This is a genomic window from Actinomadura vinacea, from assembly GCF_039532545.1.
Lineage (GTDB): Bacteria > Actinomycetota > Actinomycetes > Streptosporangiales > Streptosporangiaceae > Spirillospora > Spirillospora vinacea.
On record NZ_BAAARW010000045.1, the window covers coordinates 1 to 22,440 of the forward strand.

At 69.7% G+C, this 22,440-nt stretch carries 23 protein-coding genes; 12 read left to right on the forward strand and 11 right to left on the reverse strand.

Features of this window, described 5'->3' with window-relative positions; all coding sequences use genetic code 11:
• The 8 genes from ABD340_RS44750 to ABD340_RS44785 all read left to right on the forward strand — a co-directional run.
• On the forward strand, positions 1-519 hold a 519-nt coding region (locus ABD340_RS44750; protein ID WP_344597890.1), incomplete at its 5' end, for an NADH-quinone oxidoreductase subunit H.
• Positions 506-1,081 (forward strand): NADH-quinone oxidoreductase subunit NuoI, encoded by a 576-nt coding sequence (nuoI, locus tag ABD340_RS44755; protein ID WP_344597892.1) that lies wholly within the window; start codon positions 506-508, stop codon positions 1,079-1,081. The genes ABD340_RS44750 and nuoI, both read left to right, overlap by 14 nt.
• A complete protein-coding gene (locus ABD340_RS44760) occupies positions 1,078-2,022 on the forward strand; it encodes an NADH-quinone oxidoreductase subunit J (RefSeq protein WP_425547538.1) in 945 nt (314 codons plus the stop codon). Before nuoI ends, ABD340_RS44760 begins: the two co-directional genes overlap by 4 nt.
• Positions 2,019-2,318 (forward strand): NADH-quinone oxidoreductase subunit NuoK, encoded by a 300-nt coding sequence (nuoK, locus tag ABD340_RS44765; protein ID WP_160821744.1) that lies wholly within the window; start codon positions 2,019-2,021, stop codon positions 2,316-2,318. The genes ABD340_RS44760 and nuoK overlap by 4 nt, the downstream gene beginning before the upstream one ends.
• Before the next feature lie 10 nt (positions 2,319-2,328).
• A complete protein-coding gene (gene nuoL / locus ABD340_RS44770) occupies positions 2,329-4,239 on the forward strand; it encodes an NADH-quinone oxidoreductase subunit L (protein ID WP_344597897.1) in 1,911 nt (636 codons plus the stop codon).
• Complete coding sequence (locus ABD340_RS44775) at positions 4,239-5,819, forward strand: NADH-quinone oxidoreductase subunit M (protein WP_344597899.1); 1,581 nt, start codon at positions 4,239-4,241, stop codon at positions 5,817-5,819. Before nuoL ends, ABD340_RS44775 begins: the two co-directional genes overlap by 1 nt.
• Positions 5,816-7,402 carry an NADH-quinone oxidoreductase subunit NuoN gene (gene nuoN, locus ABD340_RS44780; RefSeq protein ID WP_344597901.1) on the forward strand — a complete coding sequence of 529 codons (1,587 nt, stop codon included), beginning with the start codon at positions 5,816-5,818 and terminating at the stop codon, positions 7,400-7,402. The genes ABD340_RS44775 and nuoN overlap by 4 nt, the downstream gene beginning before the upstream one ends.
• A 55-nt stretch (positions 7,403-7,457) precedes the next feature.
• Complete coding sequence (locus ABD340_RS44785) at positions 7,458-8,429, forward strand: polyprenyl synthetase family protein (protein WP_344598023.1); 972 nt, start codon at positions 7,458-7,460, stop codon at positions 8,427-8,429.
• A gap of 17 nt (positions 8,430-8,446) precedes the next feature.
• Here the strand turns inward: ABD340_RS44785 and ABD340_RS44790 are convergent, their stop codons facing one another.
• Positions 8,447-8,629 (reverse strand): hypothetical protein, encoded by a 183-nt coding sequence (locus tag ABD340_RS44790; RefSeq protein WP_344597903.1) that lies wholly within the window; start codon positions 8,627-8,629, stop codon positions 8,447-8,449.
• A 259-nt stretch (positions 8,630-8,888) separates the two neighbouring features.
• Between ABD340_RS44790 and ABD340_RS44795 the strand changes: the two genes are divergently transcribed.
• Positions 8,889-9,443, forward strand: coding sequence for a GNAT family N-acetyltransferase (locus ABD340_RS44795; RefSeq protein WP_344597904.1), 555 nt, complete (start codon positions 8,889-8,891; stop codon positions 9,441-9,443).
• A gap of 79 nt (positions 9,444-9,522) precedes the next feature.
• Here ABD340_RS44795 and ABD340_RS44800 read toward each other — a convergent pair whose 3' ends face one another.
• The 7 genes from ABD340_RS44800 to ABD340_RS44830 all read right to left on the reverse strand — a co-directional run bounded on the left by ABD340_RS44800 (position 9,523) and on the right by ABD340_RS44830 (position 17,646).
• Complete coding sequence (locus ABD340_RS44800; protein WP_344597905.1) at positions 9,523-10,131, reverse strand: GTP-binding protein; 609 nt, start codon at positions 10,129-10,131, stop codon at positions 9,523-9,525.
• Entirely contained in the window at positions 10,112-10,528 is a 417-nt protein-coding gene (locus tag ABD340_RS44805) for a DUF742 domain-containing protein (protein WP_344597907.1), read from the reverse strand. Before ABD340_RS44805 ends, ABD340_RS44800 begins: the two co-directional genes overlap by 20 nt.
• Positions 10,525-10,953: a roadblock/LC7 domain-containing protein gene (locus ABD340_RS44810; RefSeq protein ID WP_344598024.1), complete on the reverse strand. Its 429-nt coding sequence runs from the start codon at positions 10,951-10,953 to the stop codon at positions 10,525-10,527. Before ABD340_RS44810 ends, ABD340_RS44805 begins: the two co-directional genes overlap by 4 nt.
• Positions 10,953-13,460: a sensor histidine kinase gene (locus tag ABD340_RS44815; RefSeq protein WP_344597908.1), complete on the reverse strand. Its 2,508-nt coding sequence runs from the start codon at positions 13,458-13,460 to the stop codon at positions 10,953-10,955. Before ABD340_RS44815 ends, ABD340_RS44810 begins: the two co-directional genes overlap by 1 nt.
• 252 nt (positions 13,461-13,712) lie before the next feature.
• Positions 13,713-15,446, reverse strand: a complete 1,734-nt coding sequence (locus tag ABD340_RS44820; RefSeq protein ID WP_344597909.1) for a prenyltransferase/squalene oxidase repeat-containing protein — start codon at positions 15,444-15,446, stop codon at positions 13,713-13,715.
• Positions 15,443-16,384 (reverse strand): terpene synthase family protein, encoded by a 942-nt coding sequence (locus tag ABD340_RS44825; protein ID WP_344597911.1) that lies wholly within the window; start codon positions 16,382-16,384, stop codon positions 15,443-15,445. Before ABD340_RS44825 ends, ABD340_RS44820 begins: the two co-directional genes overlap by 4 nt.
• Positions 16,381-17,646, reverse strand: coding sequence for a cytochrome P450 (locus ABD340_RS44830; RefSeq protein ID WP_344597913.1), 1,266 nt, complete (start codon positions 17,644-17,646; stop codon positions 16,381-16,383). The genes ABD340_RS44825 and ABD340_RS44830 overlap by 4 nt, the downstream gene beginning before the upstream one ends.
• Positions 17,647-18,337: 691 nt before the next feature.
• On the opposite strand from ABD340_RS44830, the gene ABD340_RS44835 reads away from it, so the two are divergent.
• Positions 18,338-19,516, forward strand: a complete 1,179-nt coding sequence (locus ABD340_RS44835) for a cytochrome P450 (RefSeq protein WP_344597914.1) — start codon at positions 18,338-18,340, stop codon at positions 19,514-19,516.
• A 3-nt stretch (positions 19,517-19,519) separates the two neighbouring features.
• On the opposite strand, the gene ABD340_RS44840 is transcribed toward ABD340_RS44835, so the two are convergent.
• Together ABD340_RS44840 and rarD are read right to left on the reverse strand one after the other, a co-directional pair.
• The gene (locus ABD340_RS44840; protein ID WP_344597916.1) at positions 19,520-19,915 is read right to left on the reverse strand and encodes a hypothetical protein; all 396 of its coding nucleotides are present in this window, start codon (positions 19,913-19,915) and stop codon (positions 19,520-19,522) included.
• 38 nt (positions 19,916-19,953) lie between these two features.
• Complete coding sequence (rarD, locus tag ABD340_RS44845; protein ID WP_344597917.1) at positions 19,954-20,886, reverse strand: EamA family transporter RarD; 933 nt, start codon at positions 20,884-20,886, stop codon at positions 19,954-19,956.
• A 69-nt stretch (positions 20,887-20,955) separates the two neighbouring features.
• On the opposite strand from rarD, the gene msrA reads away from it, so the two are divergent.
• Both msrA and ABD340_RS44855 read left to right on the forward strand, forming a co-directional pair.
• Positions 20,956-21,609, forward strand: coding sequence for a peptide-methionine (S)-S-oxide reductase MsrA (gene msrA / locus ABD340_RS44850; RefSeq protein ID WP_344597919.1), 654 nt, complete (start codon positions 20,956-20,958; stop codon positions 21,607-21,609).
• The gene (locus tag ABD340_RS44855) at positions 21,606-21,920 is read left to right on the forward strand and encodes a hypothetical protein (protein WP_344597921.1); all 315 of its coding nucleotides are present in this window, start codon (positions 21,606-21,608) and stop codon (positions 21,918-21,920) included. The genes msrA and ABD340_RS44855 overlap by 4 nt, the downstream gene beginning before the upstream one ends.
• A 39-nt stretch (positions 21,921-21,959) precedes the next feature.
• Here the strand turns inward: ABD340_RS44855 and ABD340_RS44860 are convergent, their stop codons facing one another.
• Positions 21,960-22,436, reverse strand: a complete 477-nt coding sequence (locus tag ABD340_RS44860) for a hypothetical protein (protein WP_344597922.1) — start codon at positions 22,434-22,436, stop codon at positions 21,960-21,962.
• Between the last annotated feature and the right edge of the window lie 4 nt (positions 22,437-22,440).

Below are 22,440 nucleotides of genomic sequence, written 5' to 3' on the forward strand. Positions count from 1 at the left end.
GCGCCGATCTCCACGGTGTGGGAGGGCGCCAACGCGGGCTGGTGGCCGGTGTTGTGGTTCCTGGCGAAGATGTGGGCGTTCATCTTCTTCTTCGTCTGGCTGCGCGGGTCGCTGCCCCGCGTCCGCTACGACCAGTTGATGCGGTTGGGCTGGAAGGTGCTGATGCCGGCCTCGCTGGGCTGGATCCTGCTGGTGGCCACGGTCCGGGCGCTGCGCAACGAGGGTTATGACATGCGGGCGATCGCGTTGTACGCGGCGATCGTGGCCGGGGTCGTGCTGGTGGCCACGCTGCTGTGGGAGACACTGCGCGGCGATGGCGGCAAGGACGAGCAGGCCGTCTCCGAGGCGCCCGCCAGCGGCGGGAGCGCGGGCGGGGGCGGGAAGGCCCCTGCCGCGGCGGCCGGGTTCCCCGTCCCGCCGATGGACGCCCCCCACTACCACGGCCGCCAGGCGGAGACCCCGTCGCGGTCGGCCACGACCACGACCACGCGTGAGGAGGTCGAAAGTGGGATTCACTGACTTCCTGAACCCGGTCAAGGGGTTCGGGGTCTCGTTCCATCAGATGTTCACGAAGAGCGAGACCGTCCAGTACCCCGAGGTGAAGAAGCCGACCGCGCCGCGCTTCCACGGCCGGCACCAGCTCAACCGGTGGCCGGACGGGCTGGAGAAGTGCATCGGCTGCGAGCTGTGCGCCTGGGCCTGCCCGGCCGACGCGATCTACGTGGAGGGCGCCGACAACAACCCCGAGGAGCGCTACTCCCCGGGCGAGCGGTACGGGCGCGTCTACCAGATCAATTACCTGCGCTGCATCCTGTGCGGCCTGTGCATCGAGGCGTGCCCGACCCGGGCGCTGACGATGACCAACGAGTACGAACTGGCCGACGACAGCCGCGAGAGCCTGATCTACACCAAGGACATGCTGCTCGCCCCGCTGCGCGAAGGCATGGAGACGCCGCCGCACCCGATGCGGCTGGGCGAGACCGAGGAGGACTACTACCGCCTCGGCCTCAAGTCCGACGAAAGCGCCTCCTCGGGCCCCGGGGCCGGTTCCGGTTCCGGTGAGAGGAGTGAGCCCAAGTGAGCAGTCCCGACGTGGTCGTGGCGCAGGTCGCCGACGCCCAGCCGGGAGAGCCGTTCATCTTCTGGCTGCTGGCCGTGGTGTCGGTCTGCGCCGCGCTCGGCATGATCTTCATGCGGCGGGCGGTGCACTCGGCGCTGATGCTGGCCACGGTGATGCTGTCGCTGGCCGCGCTGTACGCCGTGCAGGACGCGCCGTTCCTGGCCTTCGTCCAGGTGATCGTCTACACCGGCGCGGTGCTGATGCTCTTCCTGTTCGTGCTGATGCTGGTCGGGGTCAGCTCCACCGACTCGCTGGTGGAGACGATCCGCGGCCAGCGGCTGTGGGCCGCGATCGCCGCGGTGGGCTTCCTGGTGCTGCTGGCCGCCGGGCTCGGCAACGCCGCGCTGACCGACTCGGTCGGCCTGCGCGCCGCCAACGGCGACGGCGGCAACGTCGTGGGCCTGGCGCGGCTGCTGTTCAGCAAGTACGTGTTCGCGTTCGAGGCGACCAGCGCGCTGCTGATCACCGCGGCGCTGGGCGCGATGGTGCTGGCGCACCGCGAGCGGCTGACGCCCAAGCCCACCCAGCGCGACCTGGCGCAGAAGCGGTTCGAGCGGTTCGCCTCCAGCGCCGCCCACCCGGGCCCGCTGCCGGGCCCCGGCACCTACGCGCGGCACAACGCGGTCGACATGCCCGCGCTGCTGCCCGACGGCAGCGTCTCGGAGCTGTCCATCAACCCGGTCATCGCCGCCCGTACCGACACCGCCGAGCGGCACGCCGACCTGTACGGCGACACCGAGGAGCACGCGGTGGAGCAGGACGTGGCCGCGGTCAAGGCCGTGACCGAAGAGGCCGAAGCGGCCGGAGGAGCCGAAGAGCCCGGCACCGAGGTCGAGGTCGGCTCGGGCAAGCCGGGCCCGGCCTCCCCGTCCGCCAAGGCTGAAGGCGAGGCTGGTCAATGAGTCCGGGACACTACCTGGCGCTCTCGGCGATCCTGTTCACCATCGGCGCCGTCGGCGTGCTGGTGCGCCGCAACGCGATCGTGGTCTTCATGTGCGTCGAGCTGATGCTCAACGCGACCAACCTGGCGTTCGTCTCGTTCGCCAGGATGCACGGCAACCTCGACGGGCAGATCATCGCGTTCTTCGTGATGGTGGTGGCCGCGGCGGAGGTCGTGGTGGGCCTGGCGATCATCATGACCATCTTCCGGACCCGCAGGTCCTCGTCGGTCGACGACGCGAACCTGCTGAAGTACTGAGAGGTCGGGGATGAAAGCGGAAGGCATCCAGGCCCTGGCCTGGCTCCTGATCGCGCTGCCGCTGGCCGGCGCGGCGATCCTGCTGCTCGGCGGGCGCCGCACCGACAAGTGGGGCCACCTGCTCGGCGTCACGATGTCGCTGGCCTCGTTCGTGGCCGGCGCGGCCATGTTCGTCCAGATGCTCGGATACGGGGCCGAGGAACGGCGCCGCACCGTCCACCTGTGGGAGTTCTTCGACGTCGGCTCGTTCAAGGTCGACCTGGGCCTGCTGGTGGACCCGCTGTCCATCAGCTTCGTCCTGCTGATCACCGGGGTCGGGTCGCTGATCCACATCTACTCCATCGGCTACATGGCCGAGGACCCCGACCGGCGCCGGTTCTTCGCCTACCTCAACCTGTTCGTCGCGGCGATGCTGCTGCTGGTGCTGGGCGACAGCTACGTGGCCATGTTCCTCGGCTGGGAGGGCGTGGGCCTCGCCTCGTACCTGCTGATCGGGTTCTGGCAGTACAAGCCCACCGCGGCGGTCGCGGCGAAGAAGGCGTTCGTCGTGAACCGGGTCGGCGACATGGGCTTCCTGCTCGCGATCATGCTGATGTTCGCGACCTTCGGGACCGTCGGGTTCGACCGGATCCTCGGCGAGGGCGCCGAGCACGTCGGGCTGGCCGGCGAGCTGAGCACCGGCACCGCGACCGCGCTGGGGCTGCTGCTCCTGCTCGGCGCGTGCGGCAAGTCGGCGCAGCTGCCGCTGCAGTCCTGGCTGCTGGACGCGATGGAGGGCCCCACCCCGGTGTCGGCCCTGATCCACGCCGCGACCATGGTGACCGCGGGCGTCTACCTGATCGTCCGGTCCGCGCCGATCTTCGAGATGGCGCCGGACGCCCAGCTGGTGGTGACCATCGTGGGCGCCGCCACGCTGCTGGCCGGTGCGATCATCGGGTGCGGCAAGGACGACATCAAGAAGGCGCTGGCCGGGTCGACGATGTCGCAGATCGGCTACATGCACCTGGCCGCCGGGCTCGGCAAGGCCGGGTACGCCCTCGCCATCGCGCACCTGATCGCGCACGGCTTCTTCAAGGCGGGCCTGTTCCTGGGCGCCGGATCGGTCATGCACGGCGTGCACGACGAGGTGAACATGCGCCGGTACGGGGCGCTGCGCTCGCTGATGGTGATCACCTGGGCCACGTTCGGGCTCGGCTACCTGGCCATCATCGGCTTCCCGGGCCTGTCCGGCTGGTTCACCAAGGACGGCATCATCGAGGCCGCGTTCGCCAAGGGCGGCACGTCCGGGATGGTCCTGGGCGCCTGTACCGTGATCGGCGCCGGGATCACCGCGTACTACATGTCGCGGGTGATGTTCATGACCTTCTACGGCGGGAAGCGCTGGGACGAGGACGTGCACCCGCACGAGTCGCCCAAGGTCATGACCGTTCCGCTGATGCTGCTGGCGGTCGGGTCCGTCTTCGCGGGCGGGTTCCTGATCCTCGGCGGGTTCTCCGAGTTCCTCGCCCCGGTGGTGGGCGAGCCCGAGCACCACGAGTTCCAGCCGGTCACCGGGCCGAGCATCGCCACGTTCGTGCTGATGGTGATCGGCGCCGGGATCGCGTGGCGGCAGTACGGTGCCCGTCCGGTGCCGCGCGAGGCGCCCGCCGGGTCGTTCGTCACCGTCGCGGCCCGCAAGGACCTCTACGGTGACGCGCTGAACGAGTCGCTGCTGATGCGGCCCGGCCAGTGGCTGACCCGGCTGGCGGTCTGGTTCGACGGCCGCGGCGTCGACGGCGTGGTCAACGGCCTCGCGGCCGGGGTCGGCGGCAGCTCCGGACGGATCCGGCGGCTGCAGACCGGCTACGCCCGCTCGTACGCACTGTCAATGTTCTTCGGCGCGGCCATCATCGTGGCCGCGCTGCTGGTGGTGAACGTCTGATGGAAGACTTTCCCTGGCTGAGCGTGCTCATCGCTGTGCCGCTGGTCGGCGCGGTGCTGGTGGGCGCGCTGCCGCGGGCCCGCGAGTCGCTGGTCAAGCAGACCGCGCTGGGCGTCTCGCTGCTGGTCGCGGCGGGCACGCTGGTGATGGCGGCCGGCTTCGACACCGGCGGGCCGCGCTTCCAGTTCGAAGAGAAGTACTGGTGGATCAAGCAGTTCGGGGTGCACTGGGCGGTCGGCGTCGACGGCGTCGCGCTGGTGCTGATCGTGCTGTCGGTGATCCTGGTCCCGCTGGTCATCCTGGCGTCCTGGAACGAGGCGGACCGCTCCGGCGGCGTCGACGTCCCGGCCAAGCGGTCGGCGAGCACCTACTTCGCGCTGCTGCTGACGCTGGAAGCGATGATGATCGGCGTCTTCGCGGCGACCGACGTCTTCCTCTTCTACGTCTTCTTCGAGGCGATGCTGATCCCGGTGTACTTCCTCATCGGGTCCTACGGCGGCGCCCAGCGCTCGTACGCCGCGGTGAAGTTCCTGCTGTACTCGCTGTTCGGCGGGCTGCTGATGCTCGTCGCGGTGATCTGGCTGTACCCGCTGTCGGCGAAGCCGGTCGGCGAGGGCGGCCTGGGCCGCGGCACCTTCCTGTTCGCCGAGCTGACCCAGCTGAACATCGACCCGAACACGGCCAAGTGGCTGTTCCTCGGTTTCTTCATCGCGTTCGCGATCAAGGCGCCGATGGTGCCGGTGCACACCTGGCTGCCGGACGCCGCGCAGCAGGCCCCGGCCGGCGCGCTGGTGCTGATCGTCGGCGTGCTGGACAAGGTCGGCACGTACGGCATGCTGCGGTTCTGCCTGGAGCTGTTCCCGGGCGCCGCCAAATGGGCGACCCCGGTCGTGCTTGGCTTCGCCGTGGTGAGCATCATCTACGGCGCGGTACTGGCGATCGGCCAGGTCGACCTGAAGCGGCTGGTCGCCTACACCTCGATCTCCCACTTCGGGTTCATCGTGCTGGGCGTCTTCGCGATGACCAGCCAGGCCCAGTCCGGCGCCGCGCTCTACATGGTCAACCACGGCTTCTCCACCGGGGCGCTGTTCCTGCTGGTCGGCTTCATGATCGTCCGGCGCCGGTCGGCGCGGATCGACGACTACGGCGGGGTGCAGAAGGTCGCGCCGATGCTGGCCGGGACGTTCCTGGTCGCGGGCCTGTCCGGGCTGTCGCTGCCCGGCCTGGCGCCGTTCGTGTCGGAGTTCCTGGTCTTCACCGGCACCTTCACCCGCTACCGGGTACCCGCGATCATCGCCACCGTCGGCATCGTGCTGGCCGCAATCTACATCCTCTGGATGTACCAGCGGACGATGGGCGGGCCGACCGCGGAGAAGACCGCGGGGATGAAGGACCTGTCCGGGCGCGAGCTGTGGGCGGTCGGCCCGATCCTCGCGATCATCGTGGCGCTGGGCTTCTTCCCGCAGCCGGTCCTCAACGTGATCAATCCCTCGGTGGAGCACACTCTCGTCCGGGTGGAGCAGCGAGATCCGGCGCCGAAGATCACCGGCAACGTCGCTGAGAACGGAGCCCGTCCATGAGCCTCACCAGTCAGCTGGGCGCGGCCGTCCTGGCCGCCCCGGGCGGCGGCAGCGAGATCCCCGCCCCGAACATCGAGTACGGGCAGCTCGCCCCGATGCTGCTGGTCTTCGGCGTCGCCATCGTCGGCGTGCTGGTCGAGGCGTTCGCCGGGCGCAGGCTGCGCTACCCGCTGCAGGTGGGCCTGGCCTTCCTCGGCCTGGCAGGCGCGTTCGTCTGGACGATCGTGCTGGCCTGGCGCGACAAGCCGTTCCACGTGGCCGCCGAAGGCGCGCTCGCGGTGGACGGCCCCACCCTGTTCCTCCAGGGCACCATCCTGGTGCTGGCGCTGATCAGCCTGCTGCTGATCATCGAGCGCAAGCAGGGCAACTTCGCCGCGCAGGCGTCCGCGCTGCCGGGCAGCGAGGCCGAGCAGGAGGCGGCGGCGGCCGGGGTCGTCCAGACCGAGGTCTTCCCGCTGATGACCTTCGCGGTCGCCGGGATGCTGATGTTCCCGGCGTCCAACGACCTGCTCACCATGTTCGTGGCGCTGGAGATCCTGTCGCTGCCGCTGTACCTGCTGTGCGGGCTGGCCCGCCGGCGGCGGCTGCTGTCGCAGGAAGCCGCGGTCAAGTACTTCCTGCTGGGCGCGTTCTCCTCGGCGTTCTTCCTGTACGGCGCTGCGCTGCTGTACGGGTACGCCGGCTCGGTGCGGCTGTCGGTGATCGCCGCGCAGCTCAGCCGGGACGCCGGCAGCGAGACGCTGCTGCTGGGCGGGGTCGCGCTGCTGTCGGTCGGGCTGCTGTTCAAGCTGGGCGCGGTGCCGTTCCACATGTGGAAGCCCGACGTCTACCAGGGCGCCCCCACCCCGATCACGGCGCTGATGGCGTCCTGCACGCTGGTGTCGGCGTTCGGCGCGATGCTGCGGGTTTTCTACGTCGCGCTGGAGAACCTGCGCTGGGACTGGCGGCCCGCGATGTGGGGTGTGGCGATTCTCACCATGATCGCCGGTGCGGTGATCGCGATCACCCAGACCGACATCAAGCGGATGCTGGCCTACTCCTCGATCGCGCACGCGGGCTTCCTGCTCACGGGCGTGATCGCCACCTCCGAGGCCGGGCTGTCCGGCACGCTGTTCTACCTGGCCGCCTACGGCTTCACCACGATCGGCGCGTTCGCGGTGATCACGATGGTGCGGGACGCGGGCGGCGAGGCCGCGCACCTGTCCCGCTGGGCCGGCCTGGGCAGGCGCTCCCCGCTGGTGGCCGGAGTGTTCGCCTTCTTCCTGCTGGCGTTCGCCGGAATCCCGCTGACCAGCGGCTTCACCGGCAAGTTCGCGGTGTTCAAGGCGGCGATCGAGGGCGGCGCCACCCCGCTCGTGGTGGTCGGCGTGGTGTCCTCGGCGATCGCGGCGTTCTTCTACGTCCGGGTGATCGTCGTGATGTTCTTCAGCGAGCCGGAGGCCGACGGCCCGTCGGTGATTTTCGGCCCGGCGACCGTGACGGCTGTGGCGCTCGGGCTGGCGGCTACTGTGGTACTCGGTGTGCTCCCGCAGCCCGTGCTGGACCTGGCGGGAGACGCCGCGACACAAATGTTCGTCCGGTAGGGGGTCTTGGGTGAGTAGAGCTTTCGCCGGGGGATCGGCAGAGGGTCCGTTCGGGATCGCCGTGGACGAACGACTGGCGGCTGAGACCCAGGAACGGCTCGCCGCCGTCGAAGGTCTGCTGCTCGACTCGGTGCACAGCGACGACCCGCTGCTCGCCCAGGCCTCCAAGCATCTCGTCGAGGCGGGAGGCAAGCGGTTCCGGCCCATGCTGGTGCTGCTGGCCTCCCACTTCGGCGACCCGTCCGCGTCCGGCGTCATCCCGGCCGCGGTGGTGGTGGAGCTGACCCACCTGGCCACGCTGTACCACGACGACGTCATGGACGAGGCGACGGTCCGCCGCGGCGAGCCGTCCGCCAACTCCCGGTGGACCAACACCGTCGCCATCCTCACCGGCGACTACCTGTTCGCCCGCGCGTCCGACCTGCTCGCCGACCTGGGCCCCGAGGCGGTCCGGATCCAGGCGCGCGCGTTCGCCCGGCTGGTCCGCGGCCAGATCCAGGAGACCGTCGGCCCGACCCCCGAGGCCGACCCGCTCAAGCACTACCTGCAGGTCGTCGCGGACAAGACCGCCTCGCTGATCGCGGTGTCCGGCCAGTTCGGCGCCCTCCTCGCGGGCGCCCCCGGCCACGTCGTCGACACCGTCACCTCCGCCTGCGAGAAGATCGGCGTCGCCTTCCAACTGTCCGACGACATCCTCGACATCGCCTCCGAGGCCGAGCAGTCCGGCAAGACCCCCGGCACCGACCTGCGCGAGGGCATCCGCACCCTGCCGATGCACCACGTCCTGGCCGGAACGAACACCGACGACGCCCGCCTGCGCGAACTCCTGGCCGCCGACCTCACCGACGACGCCCTGCACGCCGAAGCCCTGGCGCTCCTGCGCGCCCACCCGGCAATGGACCGTGCCCGCACCGACCTACGCCGCTGGGCCGAGGACGCCCGAGCCGAACTGCTGACCCTCCCCGACATCCCGGCCAGGGCCGCCTTCACCGGCCTCTGTGACTACGTGGTGAGCCGCACCGGCTGAAGGGGACGACGGCGGTATCACCGCTCCGTCTCCACGTAGATCGAGGCGCAGACCCATTTCGCGGTTCCATCCTCGGCGGGTTCCGTCCACACCGCGTCCGCGTGGGCGGTCACGAGCAGCAAGCCCCACCCACCGAACCCGTCCGAGCCGGCCTCGTCGATCTCCTTTACGGTCGAGACCGCCTCCCGAGGCTGGGGCACACGTCCGACAGCAGTGTCTGAGACCCCCTATCACCAGGCGGTCCGGCAGAGCCGTGAGGTAGAGGCGGACGGTGTCGGCCGGAGCGGAGACGGCGGCGGCGTTCGTCGCCAACTCGCTGACGATCGCCAACGCCCGCTCCTCGTACCGCTCAAGCCTCCAGCCCCGCAGAGCGAAAGAGGCAACAGACCGCGCCGACCCCACCGAGACGCCTGTGGCGAGCAGATCTCGCACGGTCCCCGGAACGTTAGGCTCGCTCGCATGTATCCGGTGAGGGGCTCGGGCGAACGGGTCGTCCTGCGGGAGTTCACCGAGGACGACATCGACGCGGTGTTGAAGGTGTACGGAGATCCGGTAGTCACTGAGCATCTGTCGTTCGATCCTCGTGACCGCGAGCAAGTCGCCAAGACGATCCGGTCCGTGACCCGAGCGGCCCAGGCCGACCCGCGCAGCGAGTACTCCCTGGCCGTCGAAATGATCGATGCCGGGACGTGCATCGGCTTCGCGCGTCTGGCGATCGACGCCCAACATCCCGGCCAGTCGAGCGCTCAACTCGGGTTCGCATTGCGCGCCGACCAGTGGGGCCGGGGGCTCGGGGCCGAAACCGTCGCCCTGCTGTTGCGGTTGGGGTTCGGGGAGTTGGGGCTGCATCGGTTGTGGGGTGCCCGTTCGCCTGGGAACGAGGTGTCGGACCGTCTCATGCGCAAGCTCGGCATGATCGAGGAAGGCCGGATCCGGGGGCATATCAAGATCGGCGGATCCTGGCGGGACTCGATCGTCCACTCGATCCTCGAAGACGAATGGCGGCACCCGTAGTGTCGGGGCGCCTTGGCCTGGACGTGCGGCACGAGGAACGAAGAAGGCCTACCCCGTTGGGGGTAGGCCCTCCCTCGCTTCAGGCGTGTTGGGCTTCTGGGCTTAGGCCTCTGGCCTTCATGGCGTGCAGGACCATGTTGATCAGGACCTTCTTGCAGGATTCCATGCGGCGGGCGTCGCACAGCATGACCGGGACCTTCGGGCCCAGGTTCAGGGCCATCTGGATCTCTTCCAGGTCGTACCGGCGGGCGCCCTCGAAGCAGTTCACCGCCACCACGAACGGGGTGCCGCGGCGCTCGAAGTAGTCGACCGAGGGGAAGCAGTCCGACAGCCGCCGGGTGTCGGCCAGGACGACCGCACCCAGCGCACCGAGCGCCACCTCGTCCCACATGAACCAGAACCGCTCCTGGCCCGGGGTGCCGAACAGATAGAGGACGTAGTCGTCGCCCATCGTGATGCGGCCGAAGTCCATCGCGACGGTGGTGGTGTTCTTGCGCTCCACGCCGGAGATGTCGTCCACGCCGATGCCCTCGTCGGTGAGGATCTCCTCGGTGCGCAGCGGCTGGGTCTCCGAGACCGTGCCCACCATCGTGGTCTTGCCGACACCGAAACCGCCCGCGATCACGATCTTGGCCGCAGTGGGGAGCCTGCGGCCGTTCGCATCGCGACTAGAGGGCCCGGAGACCATCGATCACCGCCTTGTAGAGCCTGATGTCGTGCATGTCCGCCTCCGGTTCCGGCTCCTGCATCGAGATGAACCCCTTGTCCAGGAGATCGCCGAGCAGGACCCGCACGGTGGCGACGGGAAGGTTCAGATGGCCGGTGAGCTCCGCGACCGACATCACCGACTGGCACATCTGCATGATCGCCAGATGCTCGGGGCCCAGCCCGATCTCGGAGTCGGGACTGATCCCGATCGCCACCACCAGCGTGATCAGGTCGAACTTGCCGCGGGTGGGTTCGAGCCGACCGCTGGTCATGACGTACGGCCGCACCATCGGCCCGGCGTGCTCGTCCAGCAGCCGGTCGTGCGGGACGTCCTCGGCGTATTGCGGGCTATGGCCCTGATCCTCGGGAGGCATCATCGGACGGGGCGACCCTCCACACTGGACGACTCCGCCCGCGACGGCGTGCTCAGGTGGTGGCCCATCGCGGTGACCAGCATGGCCATCTCGTAGGCGATCAGACCCACGTCTGCCTCCTCGTCGCTGAGCACGGCCAGGCAGGCGCCCTTGCCGGCCACCGACACCAGCAGGAACGCCGACTGCATCTCGATGATGCTCTGCCGGACCGGTCCGCCGCCGAAACGGGTTCCGGCGCCCTTCGCCAGGCTCTGGATCCCCGCGGCCACCGCGGCCAGGTGCTCGCCGTCGTCCTGGGAGAAGTCGCGGGAGGCCGCCATCAGCAGCCCGTCCGCCGAGAGTACGATCGCGTGCCGGGCGTGCGGCAGCCGTCCCACCATGTCGTCCAGCAGCCAGCTGAGGTCGCCCGACGAGCCCGTTTTCTGCATCACTGATCGTCCTCGCCTTCTACGTCGTGGTGCCCGGAACGGGCGGCCTCCGACCGGCCGCGGCGGGTGCCACGCTGGTAGGAGCCCATGATGCGCTTGATGTCCTCGGGTGAGCGGCCCGGGTCCTCGTCCTCGTCGTCCTCGTCGTCCTGCGTGGCGAGCGGCTCGGCGGTGCGCAGCGGCGGCGCCAGGTTCGCCTGCGGCACCCGGACGGGCAGGCCGGAGGGAGTGCTGTCGATCTCGGGCACGGGCGGTAGGTCCTCCGGGGTCGCGGACGCGGCGCCCTCGGCCCCGGCGTCGCTCGGATCGTCGGCCTGGCCACCGGCCAGGCCGTGGCCCTCGCCGCCGGCCGGAACGGCGGGGTCCAGCGGGCCCGTCGTGGTCGGCGAGCCCGCCGGGCCGGCGTCGGTGCGGGGCCCCGGCGAGTGGGCCAGGTTGGGCACCGCGACCAGCGATGGCGCGGACGGCTGTCCCGGCCCGGCGGGCGCTCCGGGCGAAGCGTCCTGCTCGCCCTGTGCCGGGGCCGCGCCGACCATCGTCGGCTGGCGGACGGTCAGTCCGTTCTCGGTGGTGGTGCCGGCGGGCACCGGCCGCGGCCCCGTGGACTCCGCGGTCCCGGCGGGGACGGCCTCGGCCGGGACCACCGGGGCGACGGGGTCGGGGCGGCCCCCGCCGTCTTCCACGATCAGTTCGCTCGGGATCACCACGACGGCGGTGGTGCCTCCGTACGCGGACCGCTTGAGCATGACCTGCAGACCGTAGCGTTCGGCCAGCTTGCCGACCACGAACAGGCCGAGCTGCACCGAGCTCTGCAGGTTGAACTCGGGCGGGTCGGCGATCCGGGCGTTGATCTCGGCCAGCTTCTCATCGGTCATGCCGAGCCCGCGATCCTCGATGTCGATCGCGAAGCCGCTGGCGACCAGATGCCCGCCGATCTGCACGACCGTGTCCGGCGGGGAGAACGACACCGCGTTCTCGATCAGCTCGGCCAGCAGATGGGTGACGTCACCGACGGAGCGGCCGGTCAGCTCGATCGGCCCGAACGGCATGACCTGCACCCGGGTGTAGTCCTCGACCTCGCCGACCGCGGCCCGGACCACGTCGATCATCGGGACGGAGCGGCGCCAGCCGCGGGCCGGGATGGAACCGGAGAGAACGATGAGGTTCTCGGCGTTGCGCCGCATCCGGGTGGCCAGGTGGTCGAGCCGGAACAGCTCGTCCAGTTCCTTGGGATCGATGTCGCGGCGGCGCTCCATGGTGTCCAGCAGGGACAGCTGCCGGTGCACCAGCGTCTGGGTGCGGCGGGCGAGACTCAGCAGGACGTCGCGGATGCCGCGGCGCAGTTCGGCCTGCTCGACCGCGGTGCGGATGGCGGTCTCCTGGACGTTGTTGAACGCCTTGCCCACCTGGCCGATCTCGTCGTCGCCGAAGCGCAGCGGCGGGGCCTCGGCGGCCACGTCGACCTTCTCACCGTGCCCGAGCCGTTCCACCACGCTCGGCAGTTGTTGCTCGGCCAGCTCCCACGCGGCGCGGCGCAGCCTTTCCAACTGGCGGACGAGGGCACGGGCGGTGGTGATCGACACGGTGATCGACGCGATGACCGCCAGCAGGCCGAGACCTCCGGCGAGCAGCAGCCGGATGACGACCCAGATGCCGATGGGGGTGGCCCGGCCGACCAGACGGTTACCGGCGGACTGGACGCTCTGCCGCATCTGGGCCAGGGCGGGCTCGGACGCGGCCTGCCATTGGTCGGCGTTCACTCGGAGGCGCTGCCCCGGACGGGACCTGAGGAGGCCGTCCTCCGTCGAACGGAACTCGGCGAGTTTCCGGCTGGTGCTCAGCTCGGTGTACTGCTGGGGCTCGGAGTCGCGCACGTCGGTCATCGCGCGGTCGTAGGAGTACCGGCGGATGCCGACCAACTGGCTGATCTGCAGCAGGTCGGCGGCGCTGATCCGGCCAGTGGTAAGCATGCCCGCGATCAACGCGTCCTCGCGGGAGAGCAGTTCCCAGGTCCGGTTAAGGGCGACCTGGGCGCGTACGGTGTCGGCGAAGTCGTCGTCGTCGAGCGTCGCCATCGAGTCGTATACCCGGAAGGTGGTCTCGTTGATCGTCGAGTAGACGTCGAAGCTTTGTGCGCGGTCCATCGTGCCGGCGTCGATCGCCTGCCGGTCCTTGCCGAGCCGATGCAGCAGGCGGGAGAGGTCGGCCAGGCGGCGTTCGAGCTGGTCGTCGGCGGCGCGCTTGACGGAGCCGGACGCGGCCTGCTTGAGCACCACGGCGGTGGTCTTGTCGGTGCGGGCGCGTTGTGCGACAAGGGCGGCGCGGCGCGCTTGCGAGGGACCGGCCAGGTAGACGATGGTGAGCCGTCGTTCACGCTGCAGGTCGACCAGCATGGGGTCGCTCGGCTCGGCGACGCTGTCGAGCGTGCTCACCCAGAGAAGGTTGATGCCCTCCCGGGCGGTCACCCACGCCGCGAACGCCCACAGCGCGGTGAGTGACAGCAGCATCGCCGTAATCTTGGTCCGCAGTCGCGAGTTGCGAAAGCGCATTGGAATCGCCCAACAATTGTCAAGGTGCTTGCAATGCGCGGTAGCGGCCCCGGATGCAAGTCACGTGTGGCGGGGGTTTGCAGGAACGGCCGGCCTCAACCGGTTCGGTGCACGCAGGACCTTACCAACGTACTCATAGGGCCTCAAGGTGAACCGTTTACTTCGGTGAAACTCCCAGAGAGGGCGTGGTGTGGGGTGAGGTAATTCACATTACGTAAACGCGGGAGAGATCTGGGCGAGGTGGAGTGCGGCCAGCGTCGCCGCACGCACGATCGTTATTGGGTAATATGTATCTTTATCATGCCAAAGAGGAAGATTGTTATCTTTAACCATGACTGGTGCAGATAGTCCGATTTTCTGTGCGGCGATGGCCGACCTGAGGAAGCCCGCCCCGCGGGCGACCGCCGGACGAGCCTCCGGCGCGAGCGGCGGGCCGAGCAGCAGGACGTGCAGTGCGTACGCCGTCTCCTCAGGAGTACCGTCCCAGCGACCCCACGATCCGTCTGGCTGCTGCGTGTCGAGAACCCAGCGGACGGCGCGTTCCACCGCACGCGCCGTGCCGCCGCCCGCCGCGGCACCGCCGAACCGCGTCAGGGCCGGCGTGACGCAGGCCGTGGCGTAGTAGGGGGACGCATGCCATCGATCCCGCCACGCCCCGTCCACGTCCTGCTGGTCGCACAACCACCCGGCCACTTTGGCCAGGGTCGCGTCATGGCGCGGTCCGCCGCGGCGGGTGCTCTCCGCGTAGTGGCCGAACGCCTCCAGCACGTGCGCGTTGGTGGTGATCGAACGGCCGTTCTCTCCCTGCCAGGTGCACATGTGCGTGGGCGTCTCGTAGTTCCACAGCAGGTCGGGCGGGTGCGGGCGGCCGAGCAGCGACAGCGCGTACAGGATCCCCGAACTGCTGTCGGCGTCTGGTGGCAAGCCGGACCCGCCCCCCGTCCCGGACGACCCCAGGCTCGCGCTCATCTCCTCGAGCAGCCACGCCGGCACCGTCACCGGGACTCCCGCGCGTGCCAGCCAGCTCAGCACCCAGCCTCGTTCGAACTCGGTGATCGGCGCCGCGACCGGGACCGGGCCGCCGAACCGCGCCACGGTCGCCTCCAGGTAGCGACGCGCCGACCCGCGCACCGCGGCGTTGGCTCGCCCGAGGCCGGAGCCGCCGCCGGAGCCGCCATCGCCGAGCCAGGCGGCGGTGGCGGCGGGCGAGGCGCCGACCGTTCCCGAGGGCTCGGGACGCACCGAACGCGCCGCCACCGCCGACCCGCCCGCGACCTCCAGGGCGTGCAGCAGCTTCACCGGCACGGGCGCGCTCCGGTCGAGCAGTTCCCGGATCATTGGCAGCAACTCCCCGGCCATCCCGGCGGGCGGGCGCAAGGGCTCCGCCTCCTGCCAGGACTCCAGTCCCGAGGGCGGGCGCACGCGCAGCGCCGCCAGCCGCCGGTTGATCAGCTCGACGAGGTAGGGGGTGATGTGCTCGATCGCCGGCATGTCGGGCACTCCGGCACCGCCGCCGGGCGCCTGCGTGCCGAAGGCGGGCAGGAGCCGTTCGGACACCAACCGCAGCGCCTCGTCGACGGCCTTCAGCAGCTCCGCCCGCGGCACTCCGGGCGGCACCTCCGGCACACCCGCCACCGACCCGGGGCCCGCGTGCAGCGGGACGAGGACGGAGAGCAGGGCCTCCGTGGCGCTCAGCGTCGGGACCAGCGCGTACCCGTCGTCGGGCAGGCCCCAGCCGCCGTCGGGCCGTTGCGCCGCCAGCAGGAACCGCACCCGTCTGGCGTGGCCGGCCAGCCTTGGGGCCAGCGACACCAGCCGGCCCGTCTCGTACACCGACGGGGAGGAGCGGCCCCCAGGGTGGGCGACGAGTTCGGCGACGATCTCCGAGGCTTCAGCGGCGACATCGACCAGGCCCGTGCGGTGCGGGGCCCCGCCCGCGGTCACAGTGCCCCCCAGTAGTCGCTCACGCCGTAGAACGCCGTGCTGTAGCCGATCTGCCGCTCCAGGTACGCGGTCGCCTCCGGGCAGTCTTCCCGCAGTGGTTCGAGCAGGTCACGGCAGCCCTCGATGATCTGACCGATCCGGGCGGCGGCCTCGGCGCGGCCCACCCCGAGCATCTGGGCGTTGAGGTCGCCCCAGGCCACATCGCGCTCGTAGGTCGCCAGATCGTTCAGCAGGCGCAGCGCCTTCTGCACCTCGTGGCTGATCGTTCGCAGCGGTGCCACGTGCGCGAGGGTGGCCGGATCGGCGCGGACGATCCAATGCGAGACGTTGACCCAGGCGGAACCGAAGTTGTCGGCGTTGTCGAGGTAGTCGTTCAGGGTCGGCAGTGCGGTCGTGTCGCCGGCCGCCGCGGCAGCCTTCCAGTCCCACTCCCGTACGCCCGCGTCCAGCAGCCGGTCCAGTTCCGTCCGCCAGTCCGCGCGCAGCGCCGGGAACGCGGGCGAGGCGGCGACCTCGTCGCGGATCTCGGCCAGGAAGGCGGTCAGGCCGTCCCCGGGTACCGGCTCGCCGCCGTCGGCCACGGCCAGGCAGCGCCGGTTGAGGTCCTCGATCTCCTCCCGGGCGGCCGCCTTGTGGTCGACCAGCCAGTCCAGCCCGAAGATCCACAATGCGGTGCGGTTGGCGATGCGCAGGTCGCCCGCCTCCAGATCGGGGGAGCCGAACGCGTTGGCGCAGGCGACGGCGTGGTAGGTGGTGGTATCGATCGGCTTGGCGGAGAACAGGTCGGGATGGGTCTCGGCGCAGGCCACCAGGTCTCGCGCGGCCCGTACGGCCTGGGCCATGACGGTGCCGGCGAATAGCGCCTCGTCCAGCGGGCCGGGAGGGTTGGCCGGGCCCCGGGGAGCGTGTTCCGGGCCCGGTGATGCGAATACGTTCATGCCGTTCGCCGGACGCGGGTCAGCGTCATCTGGATCGGGCTGCGCGGCCGCAGCGTCGCGCCGATGCGCGGCTCGGCGGGCACCGCCTCCAGCAGCCGCGGTCGGAACCGGCTCAGGATGCTGGTCAGGATCAACTGCGCCTCGACGTTGAAGACGTGCCTGCCGATGCACTGGTGCGGCCCGCCGCCGAACGGGAAGTAGGCGTACCGGTGGTGGTCGCGGGTGCGCTCGGGCAGGAACCGGTCCGGGTCGAACCGCGTCGGGTCCTCCCACACCGACTTCAGCCGATGCGTCAGGTAGGGGCTGATCAGCACGGGGGAGCCCGCCTTGATCGGCACGCCGCGCAGTGAGGTGTCCTTGGTCGCCATCCGCGGGAACATCCAGCCGACCGGGTAGAGCCGCAGCAGTTCCTGGACGACCTGCTTGACGTAGTGCAGGTCGTCCAGGTGGCCGGTGTGGACCCGCTCGGTGCCGACCACCGACCGGATCTCCTCTTGGAGTCGCTCGGCGACGTGGGGGTGGTCGTGCAGCAGCGGCCACAGCCAGGTGAGCGCGAGTGTGGTGGTCTCGGTGCTGGTGGCGAACATGGCCAGCAGGTTGTCGCGCACCCAGCGGTCGTCGAGGTCGCTGTCGTCGGCCATCCGGGCGTGGCACAGCGCGGTGAAGATGTCGTTGCCCTCACCGGGGTCGTCGCGGTAGCGGTCGACCAGGTCGAACAGCATCCGGTCCATGGTCTCGACGGCCTCGCGGTAGGCCCGGTCGCCCGGCAGCGGCACCGCGCGCGGCACGAACGGCAGCAGAAACCGATAGGTGATCTTGGTGGCGACCTGGTCGAAGGCCGGGACCAGCACGTTGGCCTGGTCGTTGGAGATCTTGTCCCCGAACAGCACCTTGATCACGCTCTCGTTGACGATCCAGCTCATCTCGGGGAGCACGTCGATGGTGGCGCCGATGCTCGCGGGCTCCTCCAGGCCGTCCACCGCGTGATTGATCGCTTCGGCCATCAGGCCGGACAGCCGGTTGACGTTGCGCGTGGTGAAGACCGGCTGAAGGACCTTCTTGCTGTGCTCCCACTCGGCGCCCTCGGCCAGGATGCTGTCGCCCATCAGCTCGCGCATCGTCCGCCAGAACAACCCGTCGCGCACGAAGTTGCCGGACTCGCGGCGGAGCACCTGCTGCACGTCGTCCGGGTGGGTGGCCAAGAAGGGGCGGGAGGCGCCCAGGTCGAGGCGGACCAGACGCCCGTCGGCGATTTCGCTCATTTGTTCGAGTTGTCGAAGCGGGTCTCTGACAAATCCGGAGGCGGTTCTGTAAAGGGGGAACTTCTTGGCTCTACGTGCGGGAATCGTGCCGATGTCAATGGCCATTGTCGACTGCCCCTCAGGCTGGAGATGGTCGGGGGGTCCGGGGTCGTCGGCGCACGGGCGGCAGCCCTTGTGGAGTGTGTTGGCGGGGGTTCTGGGTCCTCTGTGTGGCTTGTACCTTATGGGTGTTTCTGGGGAAGTATCACATGATCAAATAACTGGAGCAAGGTGCCCGATGGTAGGAAATATATGGATTTCCGAGTGATCTGCGTCACTCAAGTGGCGCCTGTCGGTCGCGGTGAAGCGCGTCGTCAAGCGGATGGCTCGAGCGTCGAGCAATGATCGGTGACGCACTGTGATCGAGCTGGAGTGCGCGCGGCCGGCGTCGAGAATGCATCGCCAGCCGGTTGCCGAAAGATCTTTGTCGGTGTCCGATCCCGTCGCGATCTTTACCGCAAGCACTGGTGATCCGGTAAAAGAATGATCTCGTTTGCAGCGATTTGGCGGGCCTGTGTGTTAAGGGGGGTGGCGGCGGCCCGTGCGGTGCGGCAGGATTGCGCGGCGCCCTTTCCCTGCCGCCGGCCGGCTGCCCATGATCTTCGGAGTGAAAGCGTTGATAACGGGAAAAGTCTCTAATGCGGAGACAGGTATGACTGCAGGCATCACGGAAGAAGGCATGCTCCGCATGGAGCGGCTCCCGATGGCCGACGACCGCGGCGAGGGATACGCCGTACTGCGCGAAGCCGGGCCGGTCGTCCACACCGACGCCGGCTACCTCGTCACCACCCGCGAACTCGCCGAGCACGTCTTCAAGAACCCCGAGATCTACTCTTCGCGGCGCGCTTTCGACACCCTCGGCAGCCCGGTGCCGCTGGTTCCGATCGCCTTCGACCCGCCCGGCCACACCCGATACCGGCGGCTGCTCCAGCCGTTCTTCACCCCGCGTGCCGCCACCGCCCTCGAAGGGGCGGCCCGCGAGAGCGTCCGCGCCCTCATCGACGCCATCGCCCCGCGCGGCGCCTGCGACGCGGTCGCCGACCTGGCCAGGCCGCTGCCCGCCCAGGTGTTCCTCGCCCTGTTCGGGCTGCCCACCGCCGATCTCGACCGGCTGCTGGGCTGGCGCGACGTCATCGTCCAGCTCGCCGACCTCTCCGGCGCCGGCGCCCCGCCACCCGCCGCGCTCGAATCGGCCAACGAGCTGTTCGGCTACGTCAGCGGGCATGTCGCCGCCTGCCGGGCTGGGCGTGGCGAGGCTCTGCTGTGCAGCCTGTTCGACTCCGACGCCACCTTCACCGACGAGGAGGCGATCGGGCTGTGCTTCCTGTTCGTCCTCGCCGGCATCGACTCGGTCACCAACGCGCTTAGCCTCATGTTCGCCAAGCTCGCCCAGCGCACCGCCCTACGGCGCGAGATCGCCGCCGACCCCGGCCTGATCCCGTCCGCCGTCGAGGAGATGCTGCGGGTCGACCCCGCCAACGCCGTCGTCCCCCGGGTCACGACCCGGGACGTCGAACTGGCGGGTGTGCGGATCCCCGCGGGTTCCGCTGTGGGCGTGGCGGTCGGTGCCGCCAACCGGGACCCCGCCGACCTCGACGACCCGGACTCGTTCGACCCCCGGCGCGAGTACAACCACCTCACCTGGGGCAGCGGCCCTCACCGCTGTCTCGGAGTCCACCTCGCCCGCACGCAACTACGAGTCGTACTGGAGGAATGGCATCGCCGCATCCCCGAATACGGACTCGCGCCCGGCGCCCGGCCTCAAGTCGACTGGCCCACCGGCGTCATCGGTATCTCCAGCGTCCCGGTCGTCTTCCCGTCCCGGCGCTGAATGTCAGCGATCGCCCTGGGCGCGGGCCATCTGGGGGTTGAGGGCGCCCGGCAGCAGCGACGGCCACGACCGTTCCGTCGACACGGTGAGTCGGCCGGCGTATGTGCGCCCACCGCAATGGGCCGTCACCGGGTACGTCCCGGCGCCGATGCCGTGCTTCAGATCCACCCTGCCGGAACGGCCCTTCAGTCGCGCCGACTCGGCGAACGCCGCGGACTCGGCCGCGCGCCGTCCGCCCGTGCAGCCCGGAACGACCACCTTCACCCGGGTGCCCGGCCGCGCCACCTGCGGCTCGACCCGCACGGCCGTACCGTCGGCGCCCGCCTCGCTCGAGACCGGGGCGGCCAGCCCCGCGGCCACCACGGCCGCGCCCACCACGGTGATGCTCAGCAGGCGCAACCGGACTCCTCGGGACGGGCGACGTGACCTCCGGCACTTTAGTGCTTGGAGGTCCCCTGCTCTAGCGTTGTCCGGAAACCCGGTGAAGTTCGATGATCTCTCTCGGTGACCGGGCCCCGCCGCCGCGCCCGCAGCCCGTCCACGGTCAGCACTACCAGCGCCGTCCACACAAGCAGGAAACCCGCCCACCGGTCGGCCGGCATGCGCTCATGGTGGACGAGCAGCCCGATGAAGAACTGCAGCACCGGGGTCAGGTACATCAGCAGCCCGGTCACGCTCAGCGGCAGCCGGATCGCCGCCCCGTTGAACAGCAGCAGCGGAACGACCGTGACGAACCCGGCGCCCACCAGCAGCGCCACATGCCAGGGCCCGTGATGCCCGAACGCCGCCTCGCCCCGCGCCTCCAGGGCCAGCGCGAACCCCAGTGCGGGCAGGAACATCACCGCCGTCTCCACCGCCAGGCTTTCCAGCGACGGCGTATCGGCGAACTTCTTGAGCAGCCCGTACGTGCCGAAAGCCAACGCGAGCGCCAGCGCGATCCACGGCAACCGTCCATGCTCGGCGCTCAGCACGACCACCGCGGCGGCGCCCAGCGCCACCGAGACCCACTGCCACCGCCGCAGCCGTTCCCGGAAGACGACCACGCCCAGCACCACGCTGATCAGCGGATTGATGAAGTACCCCAGCGCCGCGTCCAGGGTGCGGCCGGTGTTGACGGCGTAGATTTGGACGCCCCAGTTGACCGTGATGGCCACCGACGCCGCCGCCAGCAGCCCGGCCCGCCGCCACGACAGTCCCCGCAGCCATCGCCGTCCGGCCGCCAGCATCAGCAACACGGCCACCAGCGACCACATGATCCGGTGCGCCAGGATCTCCGTCGCCCCGGCCGGCTTCAGCAGCGGCCAGTAGAGGGGGAACAGCCCCCACATCCCGTACGCCGCGACCCCGAACACCAACCCACGACGATCCACGAAGCCACGCTAACGTAATCAGCCATGTCGGCCCACACTGATGGCATTTCGACCGCGTAGCCTGGAGGCATGTTCTTCGCGAAGACCCAGATGGTCTCTCCAGAGAAGGCCCTGCCCGGACGTGAAGAGCCGATCCCCGTGCCGCCCCGGCACGAGGTCCTCGACGCGCCCCTGGCCCCGCCCTACCCGGACGGCGCCGAGATCGCCGAGTTCGCCCTCGGCTGCTTCTGGGGCGCCGAACGCAAGTTCTGGCAGACCCCCGGCGTCCTTTCCACGAGCGTCGGCTACGAGGGCGGCTACACGCCCAACCCCACCTACGAAGAGGTCTGCAGCGGTCTGACCGGCCACACCGAGACCGTCCGCGTCGTCTACGACCCGTCCCAGATCACCTACGAGCAGCTGCTCCGCATCTTCTGGGAGGCCCACGACCCCACCCAGGGCATGCGCCAGGGCAACGACGTGGGCACCCAGTACCGCTCGGCCGTCTTCTACCGCGACGACGTCCAGAAAGCACAGGCCGAGGCGTCCCGCGAGGCCTACCAGAAGGTCCTGAGCGCCGCCGGCTACGACCCCATCACGACAGAGGTCGTCCAGGCCACCGACTTCTACTTCGCCGAGGACTACCACCAGCAGTACCTCTCGGACAATAAAAACCCCAACGGCTACTGCGGCATCGGCGGAACGGGCCTGTCCTGCCCTGTAGGCGTAGCTCCGGCCGAGTGACCTGGACGGCGGCCGATGAGGTCGCGATCTTGTGGGCGGAACACTCGGGCCTGACGTTCCCGGACGGGATGGGTGGGTTGGACGCGCCGAGCGGCGAGTCATTAGCGGCTTTGGACACATACATGGCCGGATGTATCCAGGCCTACCTGGTGTCGGGCACCCTCGACGCAAGGAGGCACAGGATCCTCCGGAGTTGCGCCGAGCAACTCGGTGGTGTGCGTCCACAGTTGAGCGGCAAGGACAGCGACTATGTGAGCCGTCTCCTCAAGATGGCCGAACTGATCGATACCAACGTCACGGCCCCGTCCTGATCCCGGCGCTTGTTGACCTCAGGCCGCGTGCACGTTCAATCAGTCACGCCGGGCCCCGTCCGGCCAGATCACCCGGACGGGGACACGGCGCTCGCGTGCGTACCCGACGACATCGGCTGTCCCGCCGTAGCCGCGAGCGGGCTTACCGTCCCACACCGCCCACAGCTCTTCCGCCTGGTCGATCATGTGCGCGCTGGCGGCCATGTGGGCCTCTGAGTCGGAGTCGTCGAAGGGAAGACGGTGCACCTTGACGGCGGCTTCTAGAAGTCGGTCGTACTCAGCGTGCGCCTCCTCAGGAAGCCCTTCGCGGTACCGCTCTGCTGGAACTATGGCCTCGATCGTGCCGCCAAGGTCCAGAACCGCGCGAGCGAAGATCTGATCCGCACCGTCCGCCAGACACGAGAGACCGGTGATCGTCCCCCCGTGATCCGCTATGGCGGCCCGGACGCCCCAGTCCACGAGGCGTTCCGTCTCGTCCGGGAATCCACGATGCCCAGAGATGGCGATACGTGACATGTGC

What these genes read in the sequence shown, in the direction of transcription:
- nuoK (WP_160821744.1), top strand. Translation starts at nt 2,019, where the DNA reads ATGAGTCCGGGACACTACCTGGCGCTCTCGGCGATCCTGTTCACCATC.
- nuoL (WP_344597897.1), top strand. Translation starts at nt 2,329, where the DNA reads ATGAAAGCGGAAGGCATCCAGGCCCTGGCCTGGCTCCTGATCGCGCTG.
- ABD340_RS44775 (WP_344597899.1), top strand. Translation starts at nt 4,239, where the DNA reads ATGGAAGACTTTCCCTGGCTGAGCGTGCTCATCGCTGTGCCGCTGGTC.
- nuoN (WP_344597901.1), top strand. Translation starts at nt 5,816, where the DNA reads ATGAGCCTCACCAGTCAGCTGGGCGCGGCCGTCCTGGCCGCCCCGGGC.
- ABD340_RS44795 (WP_344597904.1), top strand. Translation starts at nt 8,889, where the DNA reads ATGTATCCGGTGAGGGGCTCGGGCGAACGGGTCGTCCTGCGGGAGTTC.
- ABD340_RS44800 (WP_344597905.1), bottom strand. Translation starts at nt 10,131, where the DNA reads ATGGTCTCCGGGCCCTCTAGTCGCGATGCGAACGGCCGCAGGCTCCCC.
- ABD340_RS44805 (WP_344597907.1), bottom strand. Translation starts at nt 10,528, where the DNA reads ATGATGCCTCCCGAGGATCAGGGCCATAGCCCGCAATACGCCGAGGAC.
- ABD340_RS44810 (WP_344598024.1), bottom strand. Translation starts at nt 10,953, where the DNA reads ATGCAGAAAACGGGCTCGTCGGGCGACCTCAGCTGGCTGCTGGACGAC.
- ABD340_RS44815 (WP_344597908.1), bottom strand. Translation starts at nt 13,460, where the DNA reads ATGCTGCTGTCACTCACCGCGCTGTGGGCGTTCGCGGCGTGGGTGACC.
- ABD340_RS44825 (WP_344597911.1), bottom strand. Translation starts at nt 16,384, where the DNA reads ATGAACGTATTCGCATCACCGGGCCCGGAACACGCTCCCCGGGGCCCG.
- ABD340_RS44830 (WP_344597913.1), bottom strand. Translation starts at nt 17,646, where the DNA reads ATGAGCGAAATCGCCGACGGGCGTCTGGTCCGCCTCGACCTGGGCGCC.
- ABD340_RS44835 (WP_344597914.1), top strand. Translation starts at nt 18,338, where the DNA reads ATGACTGCAGGCATCACGGAAGAAGGCATGCTCCGCATGGAGCGGCTC.
- msrA (WP_344597919.1), top strand. Translation starts at nt 20,956, where the DNA reads ATGTTCTTCGCGAAGACCCAGATGGTCTCTCCAGAGAAGGCCCTGCCC.
- ABD340_RS44860 (WP_344597922.1), bottom strand. Translation starts at nt 22,436, where the DNA reads ATGTCACGTATCGCCATCTCTGGGCATCGTGGATTCCCGGACGAGACG.